This window comes from Acidovorax sp. LjRoot117 (genome assembly GCF_964252695.1).
Lineage (GTDB): Bacteria > Pseudomonadota > Gammaproteobacteria > Burkholderiales > Burkholderiaceae_C > Acidovorax.
Genome location: NZ_CAXUPO020000006.1, coordinates 223,309 through 242,452, shown reverse-complemented (window position 1 = coordinate 242,452; position 19,144 = coordinate 223,309). Strand labels below are relative to the sequence as shown.

Genomic DNA, 19,144 nt, shown 5'->3' with positions numbered 1-19,144 from the left:
AATTCGCAAGAATTTCGGAATTTTTACCAAATTCATTCCGCTATGCAAGCAAATATTCAGACGGATGACATAGACGCCAGAATTATTTCGGCGCTGAGCACGGATGGCCGACGTTCGTACGCCGAAGTGGGCAGCGAAGTGGGGCTGTCCACGGCAGCCGTGCACGAGCGCGTGAAGAAGCTGCTGGACAAGGGGGTGATCCGCCGGTTCTCCATCAGCGTGGAGCCGGAGCGCGTGGGGCTGTCCTTCACGGCCTTCGTGGCCATCCGCAACGACGGCGGTGCCCACTGCCGCGACATCGCACCGCGCCTGCAGGCGATGCCCGAGATCGAAGAGCTGCACAGCGTGGCGGGTGAATACGACTTCCTGGCCAAGGTGCGCACCACCCACGCGCGGGCGCTGGAAGACGTGCTCTACCAGATCAAGGCCATCGAGGGCGTGGCGCGCACCACCAGCACCGTGGTGCTCAACACCGAGTTCGAAGACCGCCCGCTCAACCTGGGGTGGATGAGCGAAGACCGCAATGCCGCCTGAGACCAAGACAACGCCGTGCCCGCACCAGGCGGCGACCGCAACCCCTCTGCCGGCAGCCTCCGGGACCGCGGCAGCCCATCGCTATGCGGTCTACTTCGCGCCCAGCCCCGGCAGCCTGGGATGGCTGGCGGGCAGCCATTGGCTGGGCCGATGCGCAGCCTTGCTGCAGCCGCTGCCACAGCTCGACATCCATGGCGTGCCTGCCGATGTGCTGGAACGCCTTACCGCAGCACCGCGCCGATACGGCTGGCACGCCACACTCAAGGCCCCGTTCGCACTGGCGCCCTGCGTGGATTGGATGACGCTGCACCACGCCGTGCAGACCGTGGCGCAGAGCCTGAGCGCATTCCAGCTGCCGCCGTTGCACGTGGAGCGCCTGGGCGACTTCCTGGCGCTGGTGCCGCCGCCTTCGCATGCGGCCAACGCAGCCCTGCGCGACGCGGCGGCGGCCTGCGTCATGCAATTGCAGCCCCTGGCAGCGCCCCTGTCCAAGGCCGATCTGGCGCGTCGCCGCGCCGTCGGTCTCAGCGCGCGGCAGGACGAGCTGATGCAACTTTGGGGCTACCCCTTCGTGCTGGAGGAGTTCCGCTTCCACATGACGATCACGGGGCGACTGTCGCAGGTGGATGCCCGCACCCAGGCGCTGGTGCTGGATGCCGCGCAGGAATACTTCTCCGACATGCCCGCACTGAAGTTCGACAGCCTCGCGCTGTTCGCCGAGCCGGCGCCGGGGGCCGACTTCGCGCTGCTCGACCACCTGGAGCTGGGCGCCGGATGACGTGCCGGCAGCAAGGCGGCCCGCTGGTGTTCCGCTCGTGGCCCGCCCGCTCGTGGCCGCGATACTCGCAACCCTTGTCCATCGATCCATGACCAACCACGCCATGTCCACCGTCACCATCTATCACAACCCGAAGTGCGGCACCTCCCGCAACACGCTCGCCATGATCCGCAACAGCGGCATCGAGCCCGAGGTCATCGAATACCTGAAGACCCCGCCGGACCGCGCCACGCTGGTCGCGCTGATCGCCGCCACGGGTGCCCCCGTGATCGACGCCGTGCGCACCAAGGAGGCGCTGTTCACCGAGCTGCACCTGAACGCGCCGGGCGTGACGGACGCGCAGCTCATCGACGCCATGCTGGCCCACCCCATCCTGATCAACCGGCCGCTGGTGGTCACCCCGCTGGGCACCCGGCTGTGCCGGCCGTCGGAGTTGGTGCTCGACATCCTGCCCGCGCCGCAGCAGGGCGCGTTCAGCAAGGAAGACGGGGAAGTGGTGGTCAACGCCCAGGGACAGCGGACCTGAGGTCTTGGCGCCCCGCCGCAGTCACCCTGCGGCGATGGCTCGGTGGCTCGGTGGCTCAGTGGCTCAGTGGCTCAGTGGCTCAGTGGCTCAGTGGCTCAGTGGAAAAGGCACAGCATCGCGCCCAGCGCCGTGGTCGTCCAGCCCACGCGGTTCGCGGTCTGCGCTGTTGTGCGGTCGATGGGGATCAGCGCGCAGCGGCGCCACATCCACACATTGCCGATGCAGGCCACCAGCACGGCGGCCACCGCCAACACCACCGAACCGAGTGCGAAGGCCAGGCCCAAGCCGCCGATCAGCGTCACCCAGGTGAACATGGCGATCGCGCCAGAGGTGCTGGCCAGCACGTGCGACAGGCCGCCGCAATAACTGCACTGCGCGGGGTTCTCGCGCGCGGACCAGCGGACCGCCAGGTCGCGGACGCCCGGCTTCTGGCAGTGGGGACAGGCATGCATGGTGCGCAGCTCCAAAAGGGTGACCTGCACCACTATAGCCAGTGACGCAGCCACCCGCCAATGGGTGGGGCTAGGGCAGCGTGAACTCGGCCCGCGCCTGCAGCGCCCGGTCGCGCGAATGGCAGCCTTCGATGTGGTCGTTCACCAGCCCCATCGCCTGCATGAAGGCGTACACGGTGGTGGGGCCCACGAAGGTCCATCCGCGCTTCTTGAGGTCCTTGGACATGGCCACCGAGGCGGGCGATGTGGACAGCGCGCGCGCTGCCTCGCGCGTGAGGCGCTCGGGCCGGTCGGCGGCGGCGGGCTCGTAGCGCCAGGCGTAGCGGGCGAGCGAGCCGAACTCGCGGCGCAGCTCCAGCACACGGTGCGCATTGTTGATGGTGGAGACGATCTTGCCGCGGTGCCGCACGATGGCCGCGTCCTGCACCAGGCGCTCGATGTCGGCCTCGCCATAGGCGGCGACCTTCTCGGCGTCGAAATGGTCGAACGCGGCGCGAAAGCCCTCGCGCTTGTTCAGGATGGTGAGCCAGCTCAGGCCGGATTGGAAACCCTCCAGGCAGAGCTTCTCGAACAGGCGCCGGTCGTCATCCACCGGAAAGCCCCACTCGGTGTCGTGGTAGTGGCGGTACAGCGGCGTGGCCTGGCACCAGGTGCAGCGCGGGCAGCCAGCGTCGTCGGCGAACAGGCCTTCGGGCAGGGCGGTGGGGGCGTCGGTCATGGTGGGGCATTCTAGGCAGGCACAGCGCCAGACGAGCGCACGCACGGCGTGCCGCACCGCGGTCCACCGGTTGCCCTAAACTGACCGGCAGGCGCGCCCCCCGCCCGCGCCCCCCCGCCTTTTCACACCCTGTTCCGAGACCACTGCCTGCATGCGCCTGCTTCCCGTACGCCCCCTGCTGTGGCTGGCGCTCGCCACCCCGTTCCTGCTGGCGGGCTGCGCCAGCACCACCGACTCGCTGGGCTACTACTGGCAGTCGGTGCGCGGCCACATGCAGCTGATGCAGGCGGCCGAGCCCATCGACCGCTGGATCGCGCGCAGCGACATCAACCCCGCGCTGCGCGAGCGGCTGCAGCTGGCGCAAAAAGCCCGCGCCTTTGCGGTGGCCGAGCTGGGCCTGCCCGACAACGCCAGCTACCGCCGCTATGCGGACCTCCAGCGCCCCGCCGCGGTGTGGAACGTGGTGGCCGCGCCGCCGTATGCGCTGACGCTGCACACCTGGTGCTTTCCGGTCACGGGCTGCATCGGCTACCGCGGCTACTTCGCGCAGGCCGACGCCCAGGCCGAGGCCGACCAGCTCGCGGCGCAGGGGCTGGAAGTGGAGGTGTACGGCGTGCCCGCGTACTCCACGCTGGGCTACATGAACTGGGCAGGCGGCGACCCGCTGCTGTCCACCTTCATCGGCTGGCCAGAGGGCGACTTCGTGCGCCTGCTGTTCCACGAGCTGGCGCACCAAGTGGTCTACGCCGAGGGCGACACGCTGTTCAACGAATCGTTCGCCACGGCGGTGGAACGCATCGGCGTGGCGCAGTGGCTGGCCACCCATTCCACACCTGCCGCGCGCGAGGCCTACGCCACCAGCGAGGCGCGCCGCGCCGCCTTCCGTGCGCTGACCCGTGCCACGCGCGCCCGGCTGGCGGCCATTTATGAGCAAAAAGAGGCTCCACCGCTGGATGGACAAGCGCTAGCCGCTATGAAAACAGAAGCAATGCAGGATTTCCGCAGCCGCTACGACGCCTTGCGCGCGCAGTGGCTGGGCACCGCGCCGGGCTCCACGCCCCAGGTCACCACCGCCCAGGTGGCGGGCTACGACCGCTGGGTGGCCAAGGCCAACAACGCCAGCTTTGCAGCGCAGGCCGCCTACGACGAGCTGGTGCCGGGCTTCGAGGCCCTGTTCGCGCAGCAGGGCCGCGACTGGAGCCGGTTCTATGATGCCGTACGACAACTGACCCGCCAGCCGCTGCAGGAGCGCCAAGACGCCCTGCGCGCACTGGCGCCCACGACCCCCAAGGAGACACCCGGTGCCTGACATCCACATCCATCGCGAACACCAACTGGGCCTGAAAGAGGCCCGCAAGATTGCTTTCTCGTGGGCCGAGAAGGCCGAGGAAAAATTCGACATGGAATGTGTCTACGAAGAGGGCGACACCGAAGACACGCTCACCTTCAGCCGCTCGGGCGTCAAGGGCACGCTGCTGGTGGACGCCACGCAGTTCGAGATGAAGGCGCAGCTGGGCTTTTTGTTCGGCGCGTTCAAGGACCGCATCGAGTCCGAGATCGGCGACCAGCTCGACGCGCTGCTGAACGGCAAGCCGGCCAAGGCGGCGGGCAAGAAGGCGGCGGCAGCGGACGCCGACGAGCCCAAGAAGGACAAAGCCCCCGCCAAGGCAGCCCCCAAGGCCGCCCCCAAGGCAGCCCCCAAGGCCGCCGCCAAGACGCCCGCCAAAACCGCGGCCAAGCCCAAGAAGGCCTGAGGCCCACAGCCCGCCATGGCCTCCCCGGCACCCACCACACCCACAGGCACGGCCGCAGCGCCGCCCGCTGACGCCACGGCGTTCGACACGCTGTCGGCCCTGCTGCACACCCGCTACAGCTGCCGCGCCTACCAGCCCGAGCCCCTGCCGCGCGCCACCATTGAGCAGATTCTGGCGACGGCGCAGCGCACCGCATCCTGGTGCAACGCGCAGCCCTGGCAGGTGTACATCGCCAGCGGCGCCACGCTGGCACGGCTGCGCGAAGCCTTCGCCGCCGTGGTGCCCACGACGCCCGCCACGCCCGACCTGCCCTGGCCGCGCGAGTACCGCGGCGTGTACCAGGAGCGCCGCCGCGAATGCGGCTGGGGGTTGTACGAGGCCCTGGGCATTGCCAAGGGCGACCGCGAAGCCTCGGCCCGCCAGGCGGCGCAGAACTTCACGATGTTCGGCGCGCCGCACGTGGCCATCGTCACCAGCGACGAGGCACTGGGCCCCTACGGCGCGGTGGACTGCGGCGCGTACGTGGCCCACTTCATGCTGGCCGCGCACAGCCTGGGCGTGGGCTCCATTGCGCAGGCCGCGCTCGCGTCGTACCCCGCCGTGCTGCGCGAAGTGCTGGGCATTGGCGATGACCGCACCATCGTCTGCGGCATCTCGTTCGGCATGGCGGACCTGGCGCACCCGGCCAACCACTTTCGCACCACGCGGGCCGATGCGGCCGACAGCGTGGTGTGGCGCGACTGACGGGGCCTTCGGTCACGCCGCTGCGCGCAGCAAGGGGCTGCTGCGCGCCTGCAGCACGCCGAACAGATTCTTCGGGTCGGCCAGCGCGGGGATCAGCTCGATGCGCTCGCCCACACCCAGCACCTGCGCCGCATCGCGCAGAAAGCGCAGGGCCGAGAAGTCCTCCAGCGCAAAGCCCACGGAATCGAAGACGGTGACCGCGGCATCGCCGCTGCGGCCTGCGCGCCGGCCGGCCAGCACCTCCCACAGCTCGGTCACCGCAAAGTCGGCGGGCAGTTGCTGGATGTCGCCTTCGATGCGGGTCTGCGGCGCGTATTCCACAAACACCTGCGCCGCACGCAGCACATCGGCATGCAGCTCGGTCTTGCCGGGGCAGTCGCCGCCCACCGCGTTGATGTGCAGGCCGGGCGCCAGCATGTCGGGCGTGAGGATGGTGGCGTTGGTCTTGTCGGCCGTCACAGTGGTCACGATGTCGGCCCCGCGCACCGCGTCGGCCGTGCTGGCGCAGGCGATGGTGGCGATGCCCGTGCCCTGCAGGTTGGCCTGCAGCTTGGCGGTGGCGGCCGGGTCGGTGTCGAACAGCCGCAGCGTGGTGATGCCCAGCAGGTGGTGAAACGCCAGCGCCTGGAACTCGCTTTGCGCGCCGTTGCCGATGAGCGCCATGGTGCGGCTGCCGGGCCGCGCCAGTGCCCGCGCGGCCACGGCCGACATGGCGGCGGTGCGCAGTGCGGTGGTGAGCGTGAGCTCACTGAGCAGCACCGGCGCGCCCGTGGCCACATCGGCCAGCACGCCGAACGCCATCACCGTCGACAGGCCATGGCGCGTGTTGCGCGGGTGGCCGTTGACGTACTTGAAGGCGTAGGTTGCATCGTCGGCAATGGGCATGAGCTCGATCACGCCGTCCTGCGAATGGCTGGCCACACGCGCCGACTTGTCGAACGACTCCCAGCGCAGGAAGTCGGCCTCGATGTTGTCGGCGATGCCGTGCAGGCAGGCTTCGATGCCTTTGCGCCGCACGAGGGCGATGACGTCCGGCGCGCTGAGGTACAGGGTGGAGAAGGTGGTGGGGGTGGCGTGCGATGCGGTGGGTGTCAGGTTCTGCGTGACCATGGTCTTGTCTCCAAAGGGATGGAGACAAGTTTCCGCCGGGCAGATGGCAATGGGAATCGCCAGAACTGCCGCATATTGCGCACCGCCCTGGCGAACTGGCAGCCGAAACTGGCCTTCTGACCAGTCGGCAATGCTCGGTCTGCGCCTCAGACCTGCCCGCTCAACCGGCGCGCCGCCTCCAGCACGGCCTTGACGTACCGCTCTTCATAGCGGTGCGCCGGCATGGTCAGCGTGACAGCGGCGGCCAGGCTGCCGTCGGCATGGAACACGGGTGCCGAGATGCCCGCCACCTCGTGCAGCCGGTCGCCCGCGCCGGCCATGTAGCCGTCCGCGCGGATGCGGGCGTAGAGCGCACGGTCCTTCTGGCCCAGCGTGCGGCTGAGCGCCGGGTCGAACGCCACCAGCACCCGCCCGCCAGTGCCGCGCGCGAGCGGCAGCACATCGCCCGCGCGGATGTGGTCGCGCACGGGGTGCGGCGAATCCACGCGGAACTGGCACAACCGCACCGCGTCTGCGCCCTGCCCCTGGCGCACGTGGTAGGCCGCGCTCTCGCCCGTGGCGGCCACCAGGTCGCGCAGCACGGGCAGCACCACCCGGTCGAGCGAGAACGATGCCGCGTACAGCGCATGCAGCCGCGCCACTTCAGCGCCCAGTGCGTAACGCCCGTCCGCCAGGCGCTGCACCCAGCGCGCATGCTCCAGCGACGCCAGCAGGCGCAGCGCGGTGCTCTTGTGCAGTTGTGTGCGGGCGGCCAGTTCGGCCAGTGTGAGAGCGCCTTCCCCCGCGCGAAAGGCGGCTACCAGCGTGAGGGCGCGGTCCACGGCCGCCACACCGCCGGGCGCTGCGTGGGCGTCGGCCAGGGATTCGTGCGCGGATTTGCGGGGCATGGCGAGGGACCGTTGGCGAACGAAGGGCTTGGCTGCGGGGGTTGACGTGACGGCGCAAAAAGCCAATCATTCCATAAGAAAGAACACCGTTCTATCTATTAGAACAACGCACCGCGGCAGCGTCAAGCCTTTGCAGCCGCCCCGCACTGCACCAAGGACCCCATGGCACCCCCCGATATCCTCATCAGCGAAGTGGGCCCGCGCGACGGCCTGCAGTCCGTGAAGGCCACCATGCCCACGGCGCACAAGCTGCGCTGGATCGACGCGCTCGTCGCCGCAGGCCTGCGCGAGATCGAGGTCGGCTCGTTCGTGCCCGCACGCCTGCTGCCCCAGATGGCCGACGTGGCCGAGGTGGTGCGCCACGCGCTCACCCACCCCGGCATCACCGTGATGGCCCTGGTGCCCAACCTGCGCGGCGCCGAGTCCGCGCTGGCCAGCGGCGTGCACAAGATCACGCTGCCCGTGTCGGCCAGCGCGGCGCATTCACAGGCCAATGTGCGCAAGACCCCCGACGAGATGGTGCAGGAGCTGCGCGCCATCACCCGCCTGCGCGCCGAGACCGGGCCCCGGGTGCTGGTGGAGGTGGGCATCTCCACCGCCTTTGGCTGCACGCTGCAGGGCGAGGTGCCCGAGGACGACGTGATCCGCCTGGCTGCAGCGTGCGTGGCGGCGGGCGTGGACGAGGTGGGCCTGTCGGACACCACCGGCATGGCCAACCCCGCCCAGGTGCGCCGCCTGTTCACCCGGCTGCGCAGCGAGATCGGCCCGCACGCGGGCGCGGCCCACATGCACAACACGCGCGGCCTGGGCCTGGCCAACTGCCTGGCCGCGTACGACGTGGGCGTGCGCACCTTCGACGCATCGCTGGGAGGCCTGGGCGGCTGCCCCTATGCACCGGGAGCCTCGGGCAATGTGGTCACCGAAGACCTGGTGTTCATGTTCGAGGCCATGGGCGTGACCACCGGCGTGGACCTGGCCCGGCTGTTCGCCGCGCGCATCCCGCTGCAGGCCGGGCTGCCGGGCGAACCGGTGTACGGCATGACGCCCGAGGCGGGGCTGCCCAAGGGCTGGACCCAGGAGACCACACATGCTTGAGAACGATGATGGTGCCCCGAGCCAGGGCCGCACCAACCTGCCCTACGCCGGCATCCGCGTGGTGGAGTTCACCCACATGGTCATGGGCCCTACCTGCGGCCTGGTGCTGGCCGACCTGGGGGCCGAGGTCATCAAGGTCGAGCCCATCGGCCACGGCCGGGAGGGCGATGCCACGCGCAAGCTGCGCGGGTCGGGGGCGGGATTCTTCCCGCTGTTCAACCGCAACAAGAAGAGCCTGGCGCTGGACCTGGAAACGCCCGAGGGCAAGGAGGCCGTGCTGCGCCTGATCGCCACGGCCGACATCGTGAGCGAGAACTTCAAGCCCGGCACCATGCAGAAGCTGGGCCTGGACTACGTCAGCCTGAAGGCCCTGAACCCGCGCCTCATCTACGTGAGCCACAAGGGCTTTCTGCCCGGCCCGTACGACCACCGCACCGCATTGGACGAGGTGGTGCAGATGATGGGCGGCCTGGCCTACATGACCGGCCGGCCCGGCGACCCGCTGCGCGCGGGCACCAGCGTGAACGACATCATGGGCGGCATGTTCGGCGCCATCGGCGCGATGGCCGCGCTGGCCCAGCGCGAGAAGACGGGGCGCGGGCAAGAGGTGCAGAGCGCACTGTTCGAGAACAACGTGTTCCTCGTCGCGCAGCACATCATGCAGTTCGCCGTCACGGGCCAGCCCGCGGCGCCCATGCCTGCGCGCATCTCGGCCTGGGCGATCTACGACGTGTTCCAGGTGAAGGATGGCGAGCAGATCTTCCTGGCCGTGGTGAGCGACGGCGCGTGGGCGGTGTTCTGCGACGCCTTCGGCTTTGCGGACCTGAAGGCCGACCCGCGCCTGGCCAGCAACAACGACCGCGTGCGCGAACGCGCGTGGATGATGCCGCTGCTGCGCGAGCGGCTTGCGCCCTTCAGCGCCGCGCACCTGGCCGACGTGTTCGAGCGGCACGCCCTGCCCTTTGCGCCCATCACGCGGCCAGAAGACCTGCTGACCGACCCGCACCTGAACGCCACCGGCGCCCTCGCCCCCATGACCCTGCCCGACGGCCGCGCCACCCAGACGGTGCTGCTGCCCCTGGCCATGGACGGCGAGCGCCCCGGCGTGCGCCTGTCGCCGCCCCGTGTGGGTGAGCACAATGCAGAGCTGCTGGCCGAGCTGGGTTACGATGCTATAAAAATAGAAGCGCTTGGCGCTTATCCAGCCAGCGGTAGGGCCTGATTTTTTCTTGAATGGTGCTTGATGGGCCAATGACCTCGGTCTTCACATGCCCTCATCCCCTCATCCCCTCATCCCAACCTCTCCACCACCGTTCGGGCTGAGCCCGTCGAAGCCAGGGCGTGCCCCTAGCGTGCAAGGCTTCGACAAGCTCAGCCCGAACGGATGGGGAATCGGATTGGGGTCTCTGAGGTAAGTGGCCCACCAGGCTGATTGATCTTCAAGGCGGAGTGACGCCCCCCAGAAAAAGCAAAAGCGGCCTGGGCCGCTTTTGCTGTGGGGGACCGACTGCTTACTGCAGCGATGTGATCACGTCGACGTACTGCTGCTTGGCGGCATCGGCCTCGGTGCCCTTGAGCTTTTCCCACGCGTCCCACTTGGCACGGCCCACCATGTCGGAGAAGCTGGGCTTCTTCTCGGCGTTGTCGCCGGCGGTGGCCTGCTTGTACAGCGCGTAGATCTTGAGCAGCGTGGCGTTGTCGGGGCGCTCGCTGAGGTTCTTGGAATTGGCGACGGCGGCTTCGAAAGTCTCGTTCAGATCGGCCATGGGATTTGCTCCTGGGTGAATTCTTGAGGGGGAGGGAAAGAACGGTATTGGCAAGAGATTGCTGCGTTGTATCTTACGGGCTGCGCATGGTGAGAGGCCGTGCCATCCATAGAGGCAAGCCCCCAAAAACGAACAACAGGTGTACATCCGATGGTGACCCGCATTTCTGCCCCCAGCGCCACGGCCACCGAAGGCGCCGCCAGCCCCTTGCGCAAGGCCCGCGCCCAGGCCCCCGCCGTGGCCCGCCGCGCGGCCCAGGCGCTGCCGCCTGCGGCGCGCAAGGCCGCCGGCGCGGTGCAAAAGAACGTGCGCCGCGCCGCCACCGGCATGCTGGGGCTGTCCGGCGAGCGCATGAGTAAGGTCGACACGGCCTGGCTGCGCATGGACTCGGCCAGCAACCTGATGATGATCAACGGCGTGTGGACGCTCTCGCCCGGCATCGGGTGGGAGGCCCTGTGCGAGCGCGTGCAGCAGCGCCTGCTGCAGTACCCGCGCTTTCGCCAGCGCGTGGTGGAAGACGCGGCGGGCGCCACCTGGGTCGAAGACCGGCAGTTCGACATCGCGGCCCATGTGCTGCGCGAAAAGCTCACCCTCCAGAAAGGCGAGAAGAGCATGCAGCGCGCGCTGCAGGACCGCGTGGGCGAGCTGGCCATGCAGCCGCTGGACCCGCGCCGTCCGCTGTGGCAGATGCACCTCGTCGAAGACTTCGTGGGTGACGACGGCCAACCAGGCAGCGCGCTCATCGTGCGCATCCACCACTGCATCGCCGACGGCATCGCGCTGATCTCGGTGACCATGTCCATCGTGGACGGCGGCGCCGAGCCGCCCAAGCGCACCCGCAAAGAGCGCGAGCAGGCCGCCACGGCCGAGGACTGGATCGCCGAGACGCTCATCAAGCCCTTCACCGGCATGACCGTGAAGGCGCTGGACCTGGCGGGCGACAGCGCCGCCAAGTCGCTGCAGATGCTGGGCGACCCCGAAAAGACCATGCACAGCGGCCTGTCGGGCACGATGGACATGGCGCGCGTGGCGTACCAGTTGGTCAGCGACGCAGCCGCCCTGGCGCTGATGCCCGACGACTCGCCCACGCGCCTGAAGGGCCAGCCCGGCAGCGCCAAGCGCGTGGCCTGGTGCCCGCCGATCCCGCTCGAAGAGGTCAAGGCCATCGGCAAAGCGCTCAACTGCTCCATCAACGACGTGCTGCTGTCGTGCGTGGCCGGCGCCATCGGCGGCTACCTGCGCAGCGAGGGCGACGACCCCACGGGCCAGGAGATCCGCGCGATGATCCCCGTCAACCTGCGCCCCATGGAAGACGCGTGGAAGCTGGGCAACCGCTTCGGCCTGGTGCCGCTGGTGCTGCCCATCGGCATGGCCAACCCGGTCGAGCGCGTGTACGAAGTGCGCCGGCGCATGAATGCCCTGAAGGGCAGCACCCAACCCATCCTGGCGTTTGCGATGCTGGCCGTGGCGGGGCTGTTGATCAAGCCCGCGCAGGACGCGCTGCTCAACCTGTTCGGCCGCAAGACCACCGCGGTGATGACCAACGTGCCCGGCCCCAAGGAGCAGCTCACACTGTGCGGCGCGCGCGTCACGCAGTGCATGTTCTGGGTGCCGCAGTCGGGCGACATTGGCCTGGGGGTCTCCATCCTGAGCTACGGCGGCGGCGTGCAATTCGGCGTGATCACCGACACCGCGCTGTGCCCCGAGCCGCAGCGCATCATCGATGCATTCACGCCGGAGTTTGCGCAGCTGTCGCTGCTCACGCTCATGTTGCCGTGGGGCGAATGAGGCAGCCCCCTGCGGTGAAAGCCGTCACCCTGTTCCTGGCACCGTGGGCTGCGGCAGCGGCCACCTGCGCCCAGGCTGCGGTGGTCGAAGAGCATGCCGACCGCCCGTACGCCGTGTACGCAGAGCCGGCCGACACGCTGCGCCAGGCGCTCAATGCGGCCACGCCCATCACCGTGGACGGCCAGCGCTTTCACGGCCATGCGCACTGGGACGTGCGCTGGACCTTCCGCTGGTCGCGCGACGCCTCGGGCCGCTGCCGCATCACCGAAGTCACCACGCGGCTGCGCAGCGAGGTGCAGCTGCCCGAACTGCGGCGCGCCACGCCCGACCAGCGCGCGCTCTTCGACCGCTACCTGCCCGCCCTGTCGCGGCACGAACAAGGCCACGTGCAGTTCGGCCGCGATGCGGCGCGCGCCATCGACCAAGGCATTGCGCAGTTGCCCGCCGCGCCCGACTGCGCCACGCTGGAGCGCCAAGCCAACGCCCTGGGCCACCGCCTGCTGCGCGAGCACACCGAGCGCGAACGGCAGTACGACCGCGACACGCGCCACGGCGCGTCGCAGGGCGCCAAGCTCGATTGAAGCCGCCAGCCCACCTGCCGAGGCGCAGCGCGCTGTTCAGCCGCTCCCGTCTGCCGCCAGCGACGCGGACAGCTCCCACACCGCCTCGGCCATGGGCGACATCTCGGCGCGCTGGCGGTACAGGCGGATCTGCACCGGCAGGCTCCAGTCGCTGCCGCCCGCGGCGACCAACGTGCCGGCCTTGAGCTCATCGGCGATCAAACTCTCGGGCAGCCAGGCCACGCCACGGCCTTCGAGCGCCATGGTCTTGAGCAGCACCGCATGGTGCGCGGTGAACACCACCGACACGCCCTGCGGCATCGCGGCGTCCGGCCCTTCGCTGAACAGGTGGCGCATGCGCGACCGCATGATGCGGCCCAGCCCCGAGGCCTCGCTGTAGGCCAGCACGGGCACCGCGTCCTGCTGCACGATGGCGTGCAGCGGATGGCCGGGCGATGCCGGGGCGGGCGCGCTCACCGGCAGCAGCACATCGCCGGACAGGCGCAGCACCGGGTACTGCGCCTCGTCCAGCCGGCCGGGCACGTCCGGGTGGCCGTGGCACAGCACGAACTGCACGCGCCGCTGCAGCATCAGGTCCTCACAGGCGTGCGAGCTGTCGGACATGGTCTGGATGGGGCCCATCTGCAGCCGGGTTTCGACGCCCACCAGCCAGCGTGGAAAGAACGTGAGCGACAGCACGTGCGTGGCCGCAAAGCGCAGGCTGGCCGCGGCCACGTCGTGCGCGGCGCGGGCCTTGATGCGGGCGGCCTCCAGGTTGGCCAGGATGGCTTCGAGCAGCGGCAGGAACCGCTGGCCGGCCGGCGTGAGCGCAGCCGGGTGCGCGCTGCGGTCGAACAGCTCGACCCCCACCCAGTCCTCCAGCGCCCGGATGTGGCGGCTGAACGCGGGCTGGGCAATCGAGCGCGCCTCGGCCGCGCGCGAGAAATTGCCGGTCTCGGCCAGGGCCAGGAAGTCCTCCAGCCACTCCAGATCCAGCGGTCGGTTGCCAGGGCCCATGGGTGCGTTCCTGCCTTGCGATAGTTGTATGCGATTGAAGTATTGGACCGCTGGCGCGCCACGGGAAATGATCCACCCCGTCGTTCACCCGCTTTCCCCTACGGAGACAAAAAAGCATGCCTGCCATCTCGAATTATCGCGGGATCATTCCCGCCATCTCGTGCCCCTTCACCCCGGACCACCGCATCGACGAGCCCGCGCTGCGCAAGCTCGCCGCCTGGCTGGCGGGCCACGAAGGCGTGGTCGCCATCATGACCAACGGGCACACGGGCGAGGTGTTTTCGCTGACGCCCACCGAGCGCGCGGAGGTCACGCGCATCTTGGCCGACGAGCTCAAGGGCCTGGCACGGCCTGTGCCGGTGATCTCCTCCATCGTCTGCGAAGGCCTGAAGGATGCGGCCGAGCATGCCCGCGCCGCCGTCGAGGCCGGCGCCGTGGCGCTCGACGTGATGCCCCCGCACCACTGGCTGCGCTTCGGCTTCACGCCCGGCCACGCGCTGCAGTACTTCGAGGCCATCCACCAGGCCGCACCCAGTGCCGACCTGGTCTGCCACGTCTACCCCGCCTGGACGCGCGCCTCGTACTCGTCGCAGTTGCTGGCCGACCTGGCCCGGCTGCCCTACCTGCAGGCCTTCAAGGTGGGCCAGCGCGACATGAACAAGTACGCCCGCGACATCCAGGCGATCCGCGAGGCCGACGCCTCCAAGGCCATCCTGACCTGCCACGATGAGTACCTGCTCGCCTCGATGGTGCAGGGCGTGGACGGCGCGCTGGTGGGCTTTGCCACCTTCATCCCGCAGCTCATCATCGATTTGTGGAACGCAGTGAAGGCCGGTGATTTGAAGAAGGCCATGGCCGTGCAGGCCGTCATCACGCCGCTGAAGGATGCCGTGTACGGCGGCGGCGAACCCACCGGCGAGGCCCACGCCCGCATGAAGGGCGGCATGTACCTGGCCGGCGTGCTGGACGACGCCACCGTGCGCCCACCGACCGAGGCTCCCAACGCGAAGGACGTCGAAGCCCTGCGCGCGGCGGTGAAGCAGGCGGGTCTGCTCAAGCGCTGAGTGATGGACGTGGGCGGGGGATCTCAAGTCAATCCCCCGTGTTGGAAGTTCTCGAACAAAAAGATCGGAGACAAGACACCATGCAACGCAATCGATTCCTTCGGACACTCCTGCGCACCGCTTTGGGCGCCGCCACGCTCGCAGTGGCGGCCAGCAGCTTTGCGCAGGCCTACCCTACCAAGCCGGTGCGGGTGGTCATCCCCTTCCCGCCGGGCGGCACGCTCGACACCGTGGGCCGCCAGCTGGCGCAAAAGCTCGGCGAGCAGATGGGCCAGAACTTCATCGTGGAGAACAAGCCCGGCGGCAACGGCGTGATCGGCGGCGACGTGGTGGCCAAGGCCCCGGCCGACGGCTACACGCTGCTGTTCAACGCGTCCACCTTCACCACCGCGCCCATGACCATGAAGTCCGTGCCCTACGGCGTGGTCAAGGACTTCACGCCCGTGGCGCTGGTGGCCAAGGCGCCGCTGTCGGTGGCCATCAACAAGAACCTGCCCGTCACCGACATCAAGTCGCTGATGGCGTACGCCAAGGCCAACCCCGGCAAGATGACCTTTGCCGTGGGCTCCATCGGGTCGGCCGGGCATCTGTCGACCGAGCTGCTCAAACGCGCCGGCCAGCTCGACTACCTGATCGTGCCGTACAAGGGTACGGCGCCTGCGTTCCAGGACCTGATCGGCGGGCAGATCGACGGCTTCATCGACCCCATCCTCGGCTCGCTGCAGTACCACAAGAGCGGCATGCTGCGCGTGGTGGCCGTCACCTCCGCGCAGCGCGCAGCCAGCCTGCCCGACGTGCCCACGGTGGGCGAGACGATCCCGGGCTACGAGTTCTACAGCTGGTACGGCCTGTGGGGCCCGGCCAGGCTGCCGGCGGACATCACCCAGCGGCTGAACACCGAGGTGAACAAGGCCCTGGCCGAGATGACACCCAAGCTCAAGGAGCAAGGCCTGCTGACCACGCCGGGCAGCGTGGAGGACTTCGCCAAGTTCCAGCGCAGCGACATGGAGCGGTCCCAGAAGATCGTCACCGAAGGGAACATCCGTGTGGAATAAGCACACCCCCAGGCTGCGCGCACTGCGTGTCGCTTCGCCCCCCCCCTTGCCGGGGGCAACACCAGCGGCCCGGCAAAGCCGGTTCCGCGGCGTTCCTCGCGATAACGTCGGAGGGCTGGCGACCGCTGCCGGGCCAGCGGCCACACCCCTGTCGATCCCAGGAGATACGCCATGACGGGCGGGACTTCACGACAGGCTGTTGTCACTGGCGCCAGCAGCGGCATAGGCCGCAGCATCTCCGAATCGCTGCTGGCAAACGGCTGGCGCGTGACAGGCCTTGACGTGGCCCAGGCGACGGTCGTCCATCCCTCGTTCACCCACACGCCCGTCAACCTGGCCGATGGCGCCGCCATCGCCCGCGTGGCCGCTGCGCTGCCGGGCGTGGACGCGCTGGTCCATGCGGCCGGCGTGCTGCGCGTGGGGCCGCTGGGCCAGCTCGACCATGCCGGCGGCGAGCTGATGTGGCGCCTGCATGTGGACGCCGCCACCCGCCTGGCCGACGCCATCGTGCCCGGCATGGCGCAGCGCGGCCGGGGGCGCGTGGTGTTCATCGGCAGCCGTGTGGCGCAGGGCATGGCCGGGCGCGGGCAGTACGCCGCGACCAAGGCCGCGCTGATCGCGCTGGCGCGCAGCTGGGCGGCCGAGGTGGCCGCGCAGGGCGTGACGGTGAATGTGGTCTCGCCCGCGGCCACGGCCACCGGCATGTTGAACGACCCGGCGCGCGCCGGGAGCGCGCCGCGCCTGCCGCCCATCGGCCGGCTGATCGAGCCGGCCGAGATCGCCGCGCTGGTGGGATTTCTGCTCTCCGACCCTGCCGCCGCCATCACGGGGCAGGACATCGCGATCTGCGGAGGCTCGTCGCTCGCCCGCTGATCGCTTGTTTCGTCGCCCTTCCTTTTTTGTTTCATCCACCACCACGACCACCATGAAGATCGTCAACATCCTCGAATCGACCCGTCCCATCAAGTCGGACATCCGCAACGCCTACATCGACTTCTCGAAGATGACGCTCAGCCTCGTGGCCGTGGTCACCGACGTGATCCGCGACGGCAAGCCGGTGATCGGCTACGGCTTCAACTCGAACGGCCGCTACGGCCAGGGCGCGCTGATGCGCGACCGCTTCATCCCGCGCGTGCTGGAGGCCGAGCCCGCCAGCCTGCTCGACGCCACCGGCGAGAACATCGACCCGCACAAGGTCTGGGCCCGCATGATGATCAACGAGAAGCCCGGCGGCCACGGCGAGCGCTCGGTGGCGGTGGGCACCATCGACATGGCGGTGTGGGACGCCACGGCAAAAATAGCGGGCAAGCCACTGTTCCAGCTGCTGGCCGAGCGCTACGGCAACGGCACGCCCAACCCGCGCGTGTTCGTCTACGCGGCCGGCGGCTACTACTACCCGGGCAAGGGGCTCGAAGCACTGCAGCGCGAGATGGAAAGCTACCTGGCGCGCGGCTACTCGGTGGTCAAGATGAAGATCGGCGGCGCGACGCTGGCCGAGGACTGCGAGCGCATCGAGTCGGTGCTCAAGATCCTGGGCCCGGGCCAGCAGCTGGCGGTGGACGCCAACGGCCGGTTCGACCTGGCCACCGCCATCGACTACGGCAAGGCCCTGTCGCAGTACCCGCTGTTCTGGTACGAGGAAGCCGGCGACCCGCTGGACTATGAGCTGCAGGCCAAGCTGGGCGAGGTCTACCAGGGCCCGATGGCCACGGGCGAGAACCTGTTCTCGATGCAGGACGCACGCAACCTGATCCGCCACGGCGGCATGCACAAGGACCGCGACTGGCTGCAGTTCGACTGCGCGCTGAGCTACGGCCTGGTGGAGTACCTGCGCACGCTCGACATGCTCAAGGAGTACGGCTGGTCCCCCAGCCGCTGCATCCCGCACGGCGGCCACCAGATGTCGCTGGCGATTGCCGCGGGCCTGGGCCTGGGCGGCAACGAGAGCTACCCGGACCTGTTCCAGCCCTACGGCGGCTTCCCGGACGGCGTGAAGGTCGAGAACGGCTACGTCACGCTGCCGCCGCTGCCGGGCATCGGCTTCGAGGGCAAGTCGGACCTGATCGCAGAGATGCGCGCACTGGCGTCTTGACAGTGCAATGAGGCTCCAGCGCTCGTTGAGCAAGCGCTGGCAGCTATGAAATTTGAAGTGGCTGCGTGGGCGGCCACTTCAGTTCCCGACCTCTGGCGGCGTCACCCAGCGGGCGCAGCACCAAGCCAGCCCGGCTGGCGTTACGCCGCGGCGAGCCGTTCCTTGGCCAGCTTTGTGCCTTCTGCCAGCGCTTTCAGCTTGCGCCAGGCGACGTCCCGCCCCATGGGCGCCAGGCCACAATTCGTGCAAGGGAACAGCCGCTCCTTGGGCACGAACTCCAGTGCCCGGGCGATGGTGTCCGCCACTTCCTCCGGGGTCTCGACCACGTCGCTCGCCACATCGATCACGCCGACCATCACGTCCTTGCCGGCCAGCAGCTTCATCAGGTCGGGCGGCACATGGGAATGGATGCATTCCAGGCTCACCTGGTCGATGCTGCTCTTGGCCAGCGCGGGGAACACTGCCTCGTACTGGCGCCATTCGTCGCCCAGGGTGCTCTTCCAGTCGGTATTGGCCTTGATGCCGTAGCCGTAGCAGATGTGCACCGCCGTCGTGCAGGTCAGGCCCTGCGCTGCGCGCTCCAGCGCCTGCACGCCCCAGTCGGCGGCGTCTTTCATGTAGACGTTGAAGGCGGGTTCGTCGAACTGGATGATGTCCACGCCATCGGCCTGCAGCGCCAGCGCTTCCTGGTTGAGCAGCTCCGCAAACGCGAAGGCCATCTTGACCTTGTCACCGTAGAAGCGGTCTGCCACGGTGTCGACGATGGTCATCGGGCCGGGCAGGGTGAACTTCAGTTTTTTGCTGGTGTGTGCGCGGGCGAGCTGTGCCTCGAAGGCATGCACACGGCCCTTCAGGCGCAGGGCCGAGACCACCTGAGGCACCATCGCGTCGTAGCGGTTGTCGCGGATGCCCATCTTCACCTTGTGCTCGAAGTCGATGCCTTCGACCTGCTCGAGGAAGCCGTGCACGAAGTGCTGGCGCGATTGCTCGCCGTCGCCCACGATGTCCAGGCCCGCGTCTTCCTGGGCCTTGATCCACAGCAAGGTGGCGTCGGCCTTGGCCTGGCGCAGCGCATCGCCCTCGGCCATCCACTGGGGCCAGAGCTTGTTGGTTTCAGCCAGCCAGGCGGGTTTGGGCAGGCTGCCTGCGATGGAGGTTTCAAACATCTGACAATTCCTTTGAAGCAAAAGAGGGGTGGGTGAGC

The 19,144-nt window shown here is 68.9% G+C and carries 21 protein-coding genes; 14 read left to right on the top strand and 7 right to left on the bottom strand.

Annotation, left to right across the window (positions count from 1 at the left end; genetic code table 11):
* Positions 1 to 42 precede the first annotated feature (42 nt).
* From ACSQ3D_RS17645 to arsC, 3 genes are all read left to right on the top strand, one after another.
* Positions 43 to 534 carry an Lrp/AsnC family transcriptional regulator gene (locus ACSQ3D_RS17645; protein WP_235503837.1) on the top strand — a complete coding sequence of 164 codons (492 nt, stop codon included), beginning with the start codon at positions 43 to 45 and terminating at the stop codon, positions 532 to 534.
* Positions 524 to 1,312, top strand: coding sequence for a DUF1045 domain-containing protein (locus ACSQ3D_RS17640; protein ID WP_436127754.1), 789 nt, complete (start codon positions 524 to 526; stop codon positions 1,310 to 1,312). The genes ACSQ3D_RS17645 and ACSQ3D_RS17640 overlap by 11 nt, the downstream gene beginning before the upstream one ends.
* A 103-nt stretch (positions 1,313 to 1,415) precedes the next feature.
* On the top strand, positions 1,416 to 1,838 hold the full coding sequence (gene arsC / locus ACSQ3D_RS17635; protein WP_056411496.1) for an arsenate reductase (glutaredoxin): 423 nt from the start codon (positions 1,416 to 1,418) through the stop codon (positions 1,836 to 1,838).
* A 95-nt stretch (positions 1,839 to 1,933) separates the two neighbouring features.
* Here the strand turns inward: arsC and ACSQ3D_RS17630 are convergent, their stop codons facing one another.
* Positions 1,934 to 2,290 carry a hypothetical protein gene (locus ACSQ3D_RS17630; protein WP_436127753.1) on the bottom strand — a complete coding sequence of 119 codons (357 nt, stop codon included), beginning with the start codon at positions 2,288 to 2,290 and terminating at the stop codon, positions 1,934 to 1,936.
* Positions 2,291 to 2,360: 70 nt separating this feature from the next.
* The gene (locus tag ACSQ3D_RS17625; protein ID WP_436127752.1) at positions 2,361 to 3,008 is read right to left on the bottom strand and encodes a DNA-3-methyladenine glycosylase I; all 648 of its coding nucleotides are present in this window, start codon (positions 3,006 to 3,008) and stop codon (positions 2,361 to 2,363) included.
* 151 nt (positions 3,009 to 3,159) lie between these two features.
* On the opposite strand from ACSQ3D_RS17625, the gene ACSQ3D_RS17620 reads away from it, so the two are divergent.
* The 3 genes from ACSQ3D_RS17620 to ACSQ3D_RS17610 are packed head-to-tail and all read left to right on the top strand — an operon-like array spanning position 3,160 to position 5,506.
* Positions 3,160 to 4,317, top strand: coding sequence for an aminopeptidase (locus ACSQ3D_RS17620; RefSeq protein ID WP_436127751.1), 1,158 nt, complete (start codon positions 3,160 to 3,162; stop codon positions 4,315 to 4,317).
* The gene (locus ACSQ3D_RS17615; protein WP_436127750.1) at positions 4,310 to 4,762 is read left to right on the top strand and encodes a polyhydroxyalkanoic acid system family protein; all 453 of its coding nucleotides are present in this window, start codon (positions 4,310 to 4,312) and stop codon (positions 4,760 to 4,762) included. The genes ACSQ3D_RS17620 and ACSQ3D_RS17615 overlap by 8 nt, the downstream gene beginning before the upstream one ends.
* 15 nt (positions 4,763 to 4,777) lie before the next feature.
* The gene (locus tag ACSQ3D_RS17610) at positions 4,778 to 5,506 is read left to right on the top strand and encodes a nitroreductase (RefSeq protein ID WP_436127749.1); all 729 of its coding nucleotides are present in this window, start codon (positions 4,778 to 4,780) and stop codon (positions 5,504 to 5,506) included.
* A gap of 12 nt (positions 5,507 to 5,518) precedes the next feature.
* On the opposite strand, the gene ACSQ3D_RS17605 is transcribed toward ACSQ3D_RS17610, so the two are convergent.
* Positions 5,519 to 6,616: an ornithine cyclodeaminase gene (locus tag ACSQ3D_RS17605; protein ID WP_436127748.1), complete on the bottom strand. Its 1,098-nt coding sequence runs from the start codon at positions 6,614 to 6,616 to the stop codon at positions 5,519 to 5,521.
* A gap of 146 nt (positions 6,617 to 6,762) precedes the next feature.
* Positions 6,763 to 7,503, bottom strand: a complete 741-nt coding sequence (locus tag ACSQ3D_RS17600; protein ID WP_436127747.1) for an IclR family transcriptional regulator — start codon at positions 7,501 to 7,503, stop codon at positions 6,763 to 6,765.
* A 162-nt stretch (positions 7,504 to 7,665) separates the two neighbouring features.
* On the opposite strand from ACSQ3D_RS17600, the gene ACSQ3D_RS17595 reads away from it, so the two are divergent.
* Both ACSQ3D_RS17595 and ACSQ3D_RS17590 read left to right on the top strand, forming a co-directional pair.
* Positions 7,666 to 8,598 carry a hydroxymethylglutaryl-CoA lyase gene (locus tag ACSQ3D_RS17595; RefSeq protein ID WP_436127746.1) on the top strand — a complete coding sequence of 311 codons (933 nt, stop codon included), beginning with the start codon at positions 7,666 to 7,668 and terminating at the stop codon, positions 8,596 to 8,598.
* Entirely contained in the window at positions 8,591 to 9,820 is a 1,230-nt protein-coding gene (locus tag ACSQ3D_RS17590) for a CaiB/BaiF CoA transferase family protein (RefSeq protein WP_436127745.1), read from the top strand. The genes ACSQ3D_RS17595 and ACSQ3D_RS17590 overlap by 8 nt, the downstream gene beginning before the upstream one ends.
* 289 nt (positions 9,821 to 10,109) lie before the next feature.
* On the opposite strand, the gene ACSQ3D_RS17585 is transcribed toward ACSQ3D_RS17590, so the two are convergent.
* Positions 10,110 to 10,364: an acyl-CoA-binding protein gene (locus ACSQ3D_RS17585; protein ID WP_436127744.1), complete on the bottom strand. Its 255-nt coding sequence runs from the start codon at positions 10,362 to 10,364 to the stop codon at positions 10,110 to 10,112.
* Between the two features lie 150 nt (positions 10,365 to 10,514).
* Between ACSQ3D_RS17585 and ACSQ3D_RS17580 the strand changes: the two genes are divergently transcribed.
* A complete protein-coding gene (locus ACSQ3D_RS17580; protein ID WP_436127743.1) occupies positions 10,515 to 12,152 on the top strand; it encodes a wax ester/triacylglycerol synthase family O-acyltransferase in 1,638 nt (545 codons plus the stop codon).
* A gap of 14 nt (positions 12,153 to 12,166) precedes the next feature.
* On the top strand, positions 12,167 to 12,733 hold the full coding sequence (locus ACSQ3D_RS17575; protein ID WP_436127742.1) for a DUF922 domain-containing Zn-dependent protease: 567 nt from the start codon (positions 12,167 to 12,169) through the stop codon (positions 12,731 to 12,733).
* Between the two features lie 36 nt (positions 12,734 to 12,769).
* Here the strand turns inward: ACSQ3D_RS17575 and ACSQ3D_RS17570 are convergent, their stop codons facing one another.
* Positions 12,770 to 13,729: a LysR family transcriptional regulator gene (locus ACSQ3D_RS17570; protein WP_436127741.1), complete on the bottom strand. Its 960-nt coding sequence runs from the start codon at positions 13,727 to 13,729 to the stop codon at positions 12,770 to 12,772.
* Between the two features lie 116 nt (positions 13,730 to 13,845).
* Here ACSQ3D_RS17570 and ACSQ3D_RS17565 point away from each other — a divergent pair, with 116 nt between their 5' ends.
* From ACSQ3D_RS17565 to ACSQ3D_RS17550, 4 genes are all read left to right on the top strand, one after another.
* A complete protein-coding gene (locus ACSQ3D_RS17565) occupies positions 13,846 to 14,793 on the top strand; it encodes a dihydrodipicolinate synthase family protein (protein ID WP_436127740.1) in 948 nt (315 codons plus the stop codon).
* 80 nt (positions 14,794 to 14,873) lie between these two features.
* The gene (locus ACSQ3D_RS17560; protein WP_436127739.1) at positions 14,874 to 15,848 is read left to right on the top strand and encodes a Bug family tripartite tricarboxylate transporter substrate binding protein; all 975 of its coding nucleotides are present in this window, start codon (positions 14,874 to 14,876) and stop codon (positions 15,846 to 15,848) included.
* 171 nt (positions 15,849 to 16,019) lie between these two features.
* Positions 16,020 to 16,721, top strand: a complete 702-nt coding sequence (locus ACSQ3D_RS17555) for an SDR family NAD(P)-dependent oxidoreductase (protein WP_436127738.1) — start codon at positions 16,020 to 16,022, stop codon at positions 16,719 to 16,721.
* A 52-nt stretch (positions 16,722 to 16,773) separates the two neighbouring features.
* Positions 16,774 to 17,940, top strand: a complete 1,167-nt coding sequence (locus ACSQ3D_RS17550) for a mandelate racemase/muconate lactonizing enzyme family protein (protein WP_436127737.1) — start codon at positions 16,774 to 16,776, stop codon at positions 17,938 to 17,940.
* A gap of 140 nt (positions 17,941 to 18,080) precedes the next feature.
* On the opposite strand, the gene ACSQ3D_RS17545 is transcribed toward ACSQ3D_RS17550, so the two are convergent.
* Entirely contained in the window at positions 18,081 to 19,106 is a 1,026-nt protein-coding gene (locus ACSQ3D_RS17545; RefSeq protein ID WP_056165138.1) for a methionine synthase, read from the bottom strand.
* Between the last annotated feature and the right edge of the window lie 38 nt (positions 19,107 to 19,144).

Excerpts from the sequence above, each read along its gene's own strand:
- ACSQ3D_RS17645 (WP_235503837.1), top strand. The coding sequence starts at position 43 with ATGCAAGCAAATATTCAGACGGATGACATAGACGCCAGAATTATTTCG.
- ACSQ3D_RS17640 (WP_436127754.1), top strand. The coding sequence starts at position 524 with ATGCCGCCTGAGACCAAGACAACGCCGTGCCCGCACCAGGCGGCGACC.
- arsC (WP_056411496.1), top strand. The coding sequence starts at position 1,416 with ATGTCCACCGTCACCATCTATCACAACCCGAAGTGCGGCACCTCCCGC.
- ACSQ3D_RS17630 (WP_436127753.1), bottom strand. The coding sequence starts at position 2,290 with ATGCATGCCTGTCCCCACTGCCAGAAGCCGGGCGTCCGCGACCTGGCG.
- ACSQ3D_RS17625 (WP_436127752.1), bottom strand. The coding sequence starts at position 3,008 with ATGACCGACGCCCCCACCGCCCTGCCCGAAGGCCTGTTCGCCGACGAC.
- ACSQ3D_RS17620 (WP_436127751.1), top strand. The coding sequence starts at position 3,160 with ATGCGCCTGCTTCCCGTACGCCCCCTGCTGTGGCTGGCGCTCGCCACC.
- ACSQ3D_RS17610 (WP_436127749.1), top strand. The coding sequence starts at position 4,778 with ATGGCCTCCCCGGCACCCACCACACCCACAGGCACGGCCGCAGCGCCG.
- ACSQ3D_RS17605 (WP_436127748.1), bottom strand. The coding sequence starts at position 6,616 with ATGGTCACGCAGAACCTGACACCCACCGCATCGCACGCCACCCCCACC.
- ACSQ3D_RS17600 (WP_436127747.1), bottom strand. The coding sequence starts at position 7,503 with ATGCCCCGCAAATCCGCGCACGAATCCCTGGCCGACGCCCACGCAGCG.
- ACSQ3D_RS17595 (WP_436127746.1), top strand. The coding sequence starts at position 7,666 with ATGGCACCCCCCGATATCCTCATCAGCGAAGTGGGCCCGCGCGACGGC.
- ACSQ3D_RS17590 (WP_436127745.1), top strand. The coding sequence starts at position 8,591 with ATGCTTGAGAACGATGATGGTGCCCCGAGCCAGGGCCGCACCAACCTG.
- ACSQ3D_RS17585 (WP_436127744.1), bottom strand. The coding sequence starts at position 10,364 with ATGGCCGATCTGAACGAGACTTTCGAAGCCGCCGTCGCCAATTCCAAG.
- ACSQ3D_RS17580 (WP_436127743.1), top strand. The coding sequence starts at position 10,515 with ATGGTGACCCGCATTTCTGCCCCCAGCGCCACGGCCACCGAAGGCGCC.
- ACSQ3D_RS17570 (WP_436127741.1), bottom strand. The coding sequence starts at position 13,729 with ATGGGCCCTGGCAACCGACCGCTGGATCTGGAGTGGCTGGAGGACTTC.
- ACSQ3D_RS17565 (WP_436127740.1), top strand. The coding sequence starts at position 13,846 with ATGCCTGCCATCTCGAATTATCGCGGGATCATTCCCGCCATCTCGTGC.
- ACSQ3D_RS17560 (WP_436127739.1), top strand. The coding sequence starts at position 14,874 with ATGCAACGCAATCGATTCCTTCGGACACTCCTGCGCACCGCTTTGGGC.
- ACSQ3D_RS17555 (WP_436127738.1), top strand. The coding sequence starts at position 16,020 with ATGACGGGCGGGACTTCACGACAGGCTGTTGTCACTGGCGCCAGCAGC.
- ACSQ3D_RS17550 (WP_436127737.1), top strand. The coding sequence starts at position 16,774 with ATGAAGATCGTCAACATCCTCGAATCGACCCGTCCCATCAAGTCGGAC.
- ACSQ3D_RS17545 (WP_056165138.1), bottom strand. The coding sequence starts at position 19,106 with ATGTTTGAAACCTCCATCGCAGGCAGCCTGCCCAAACCCGCCTGGCTG.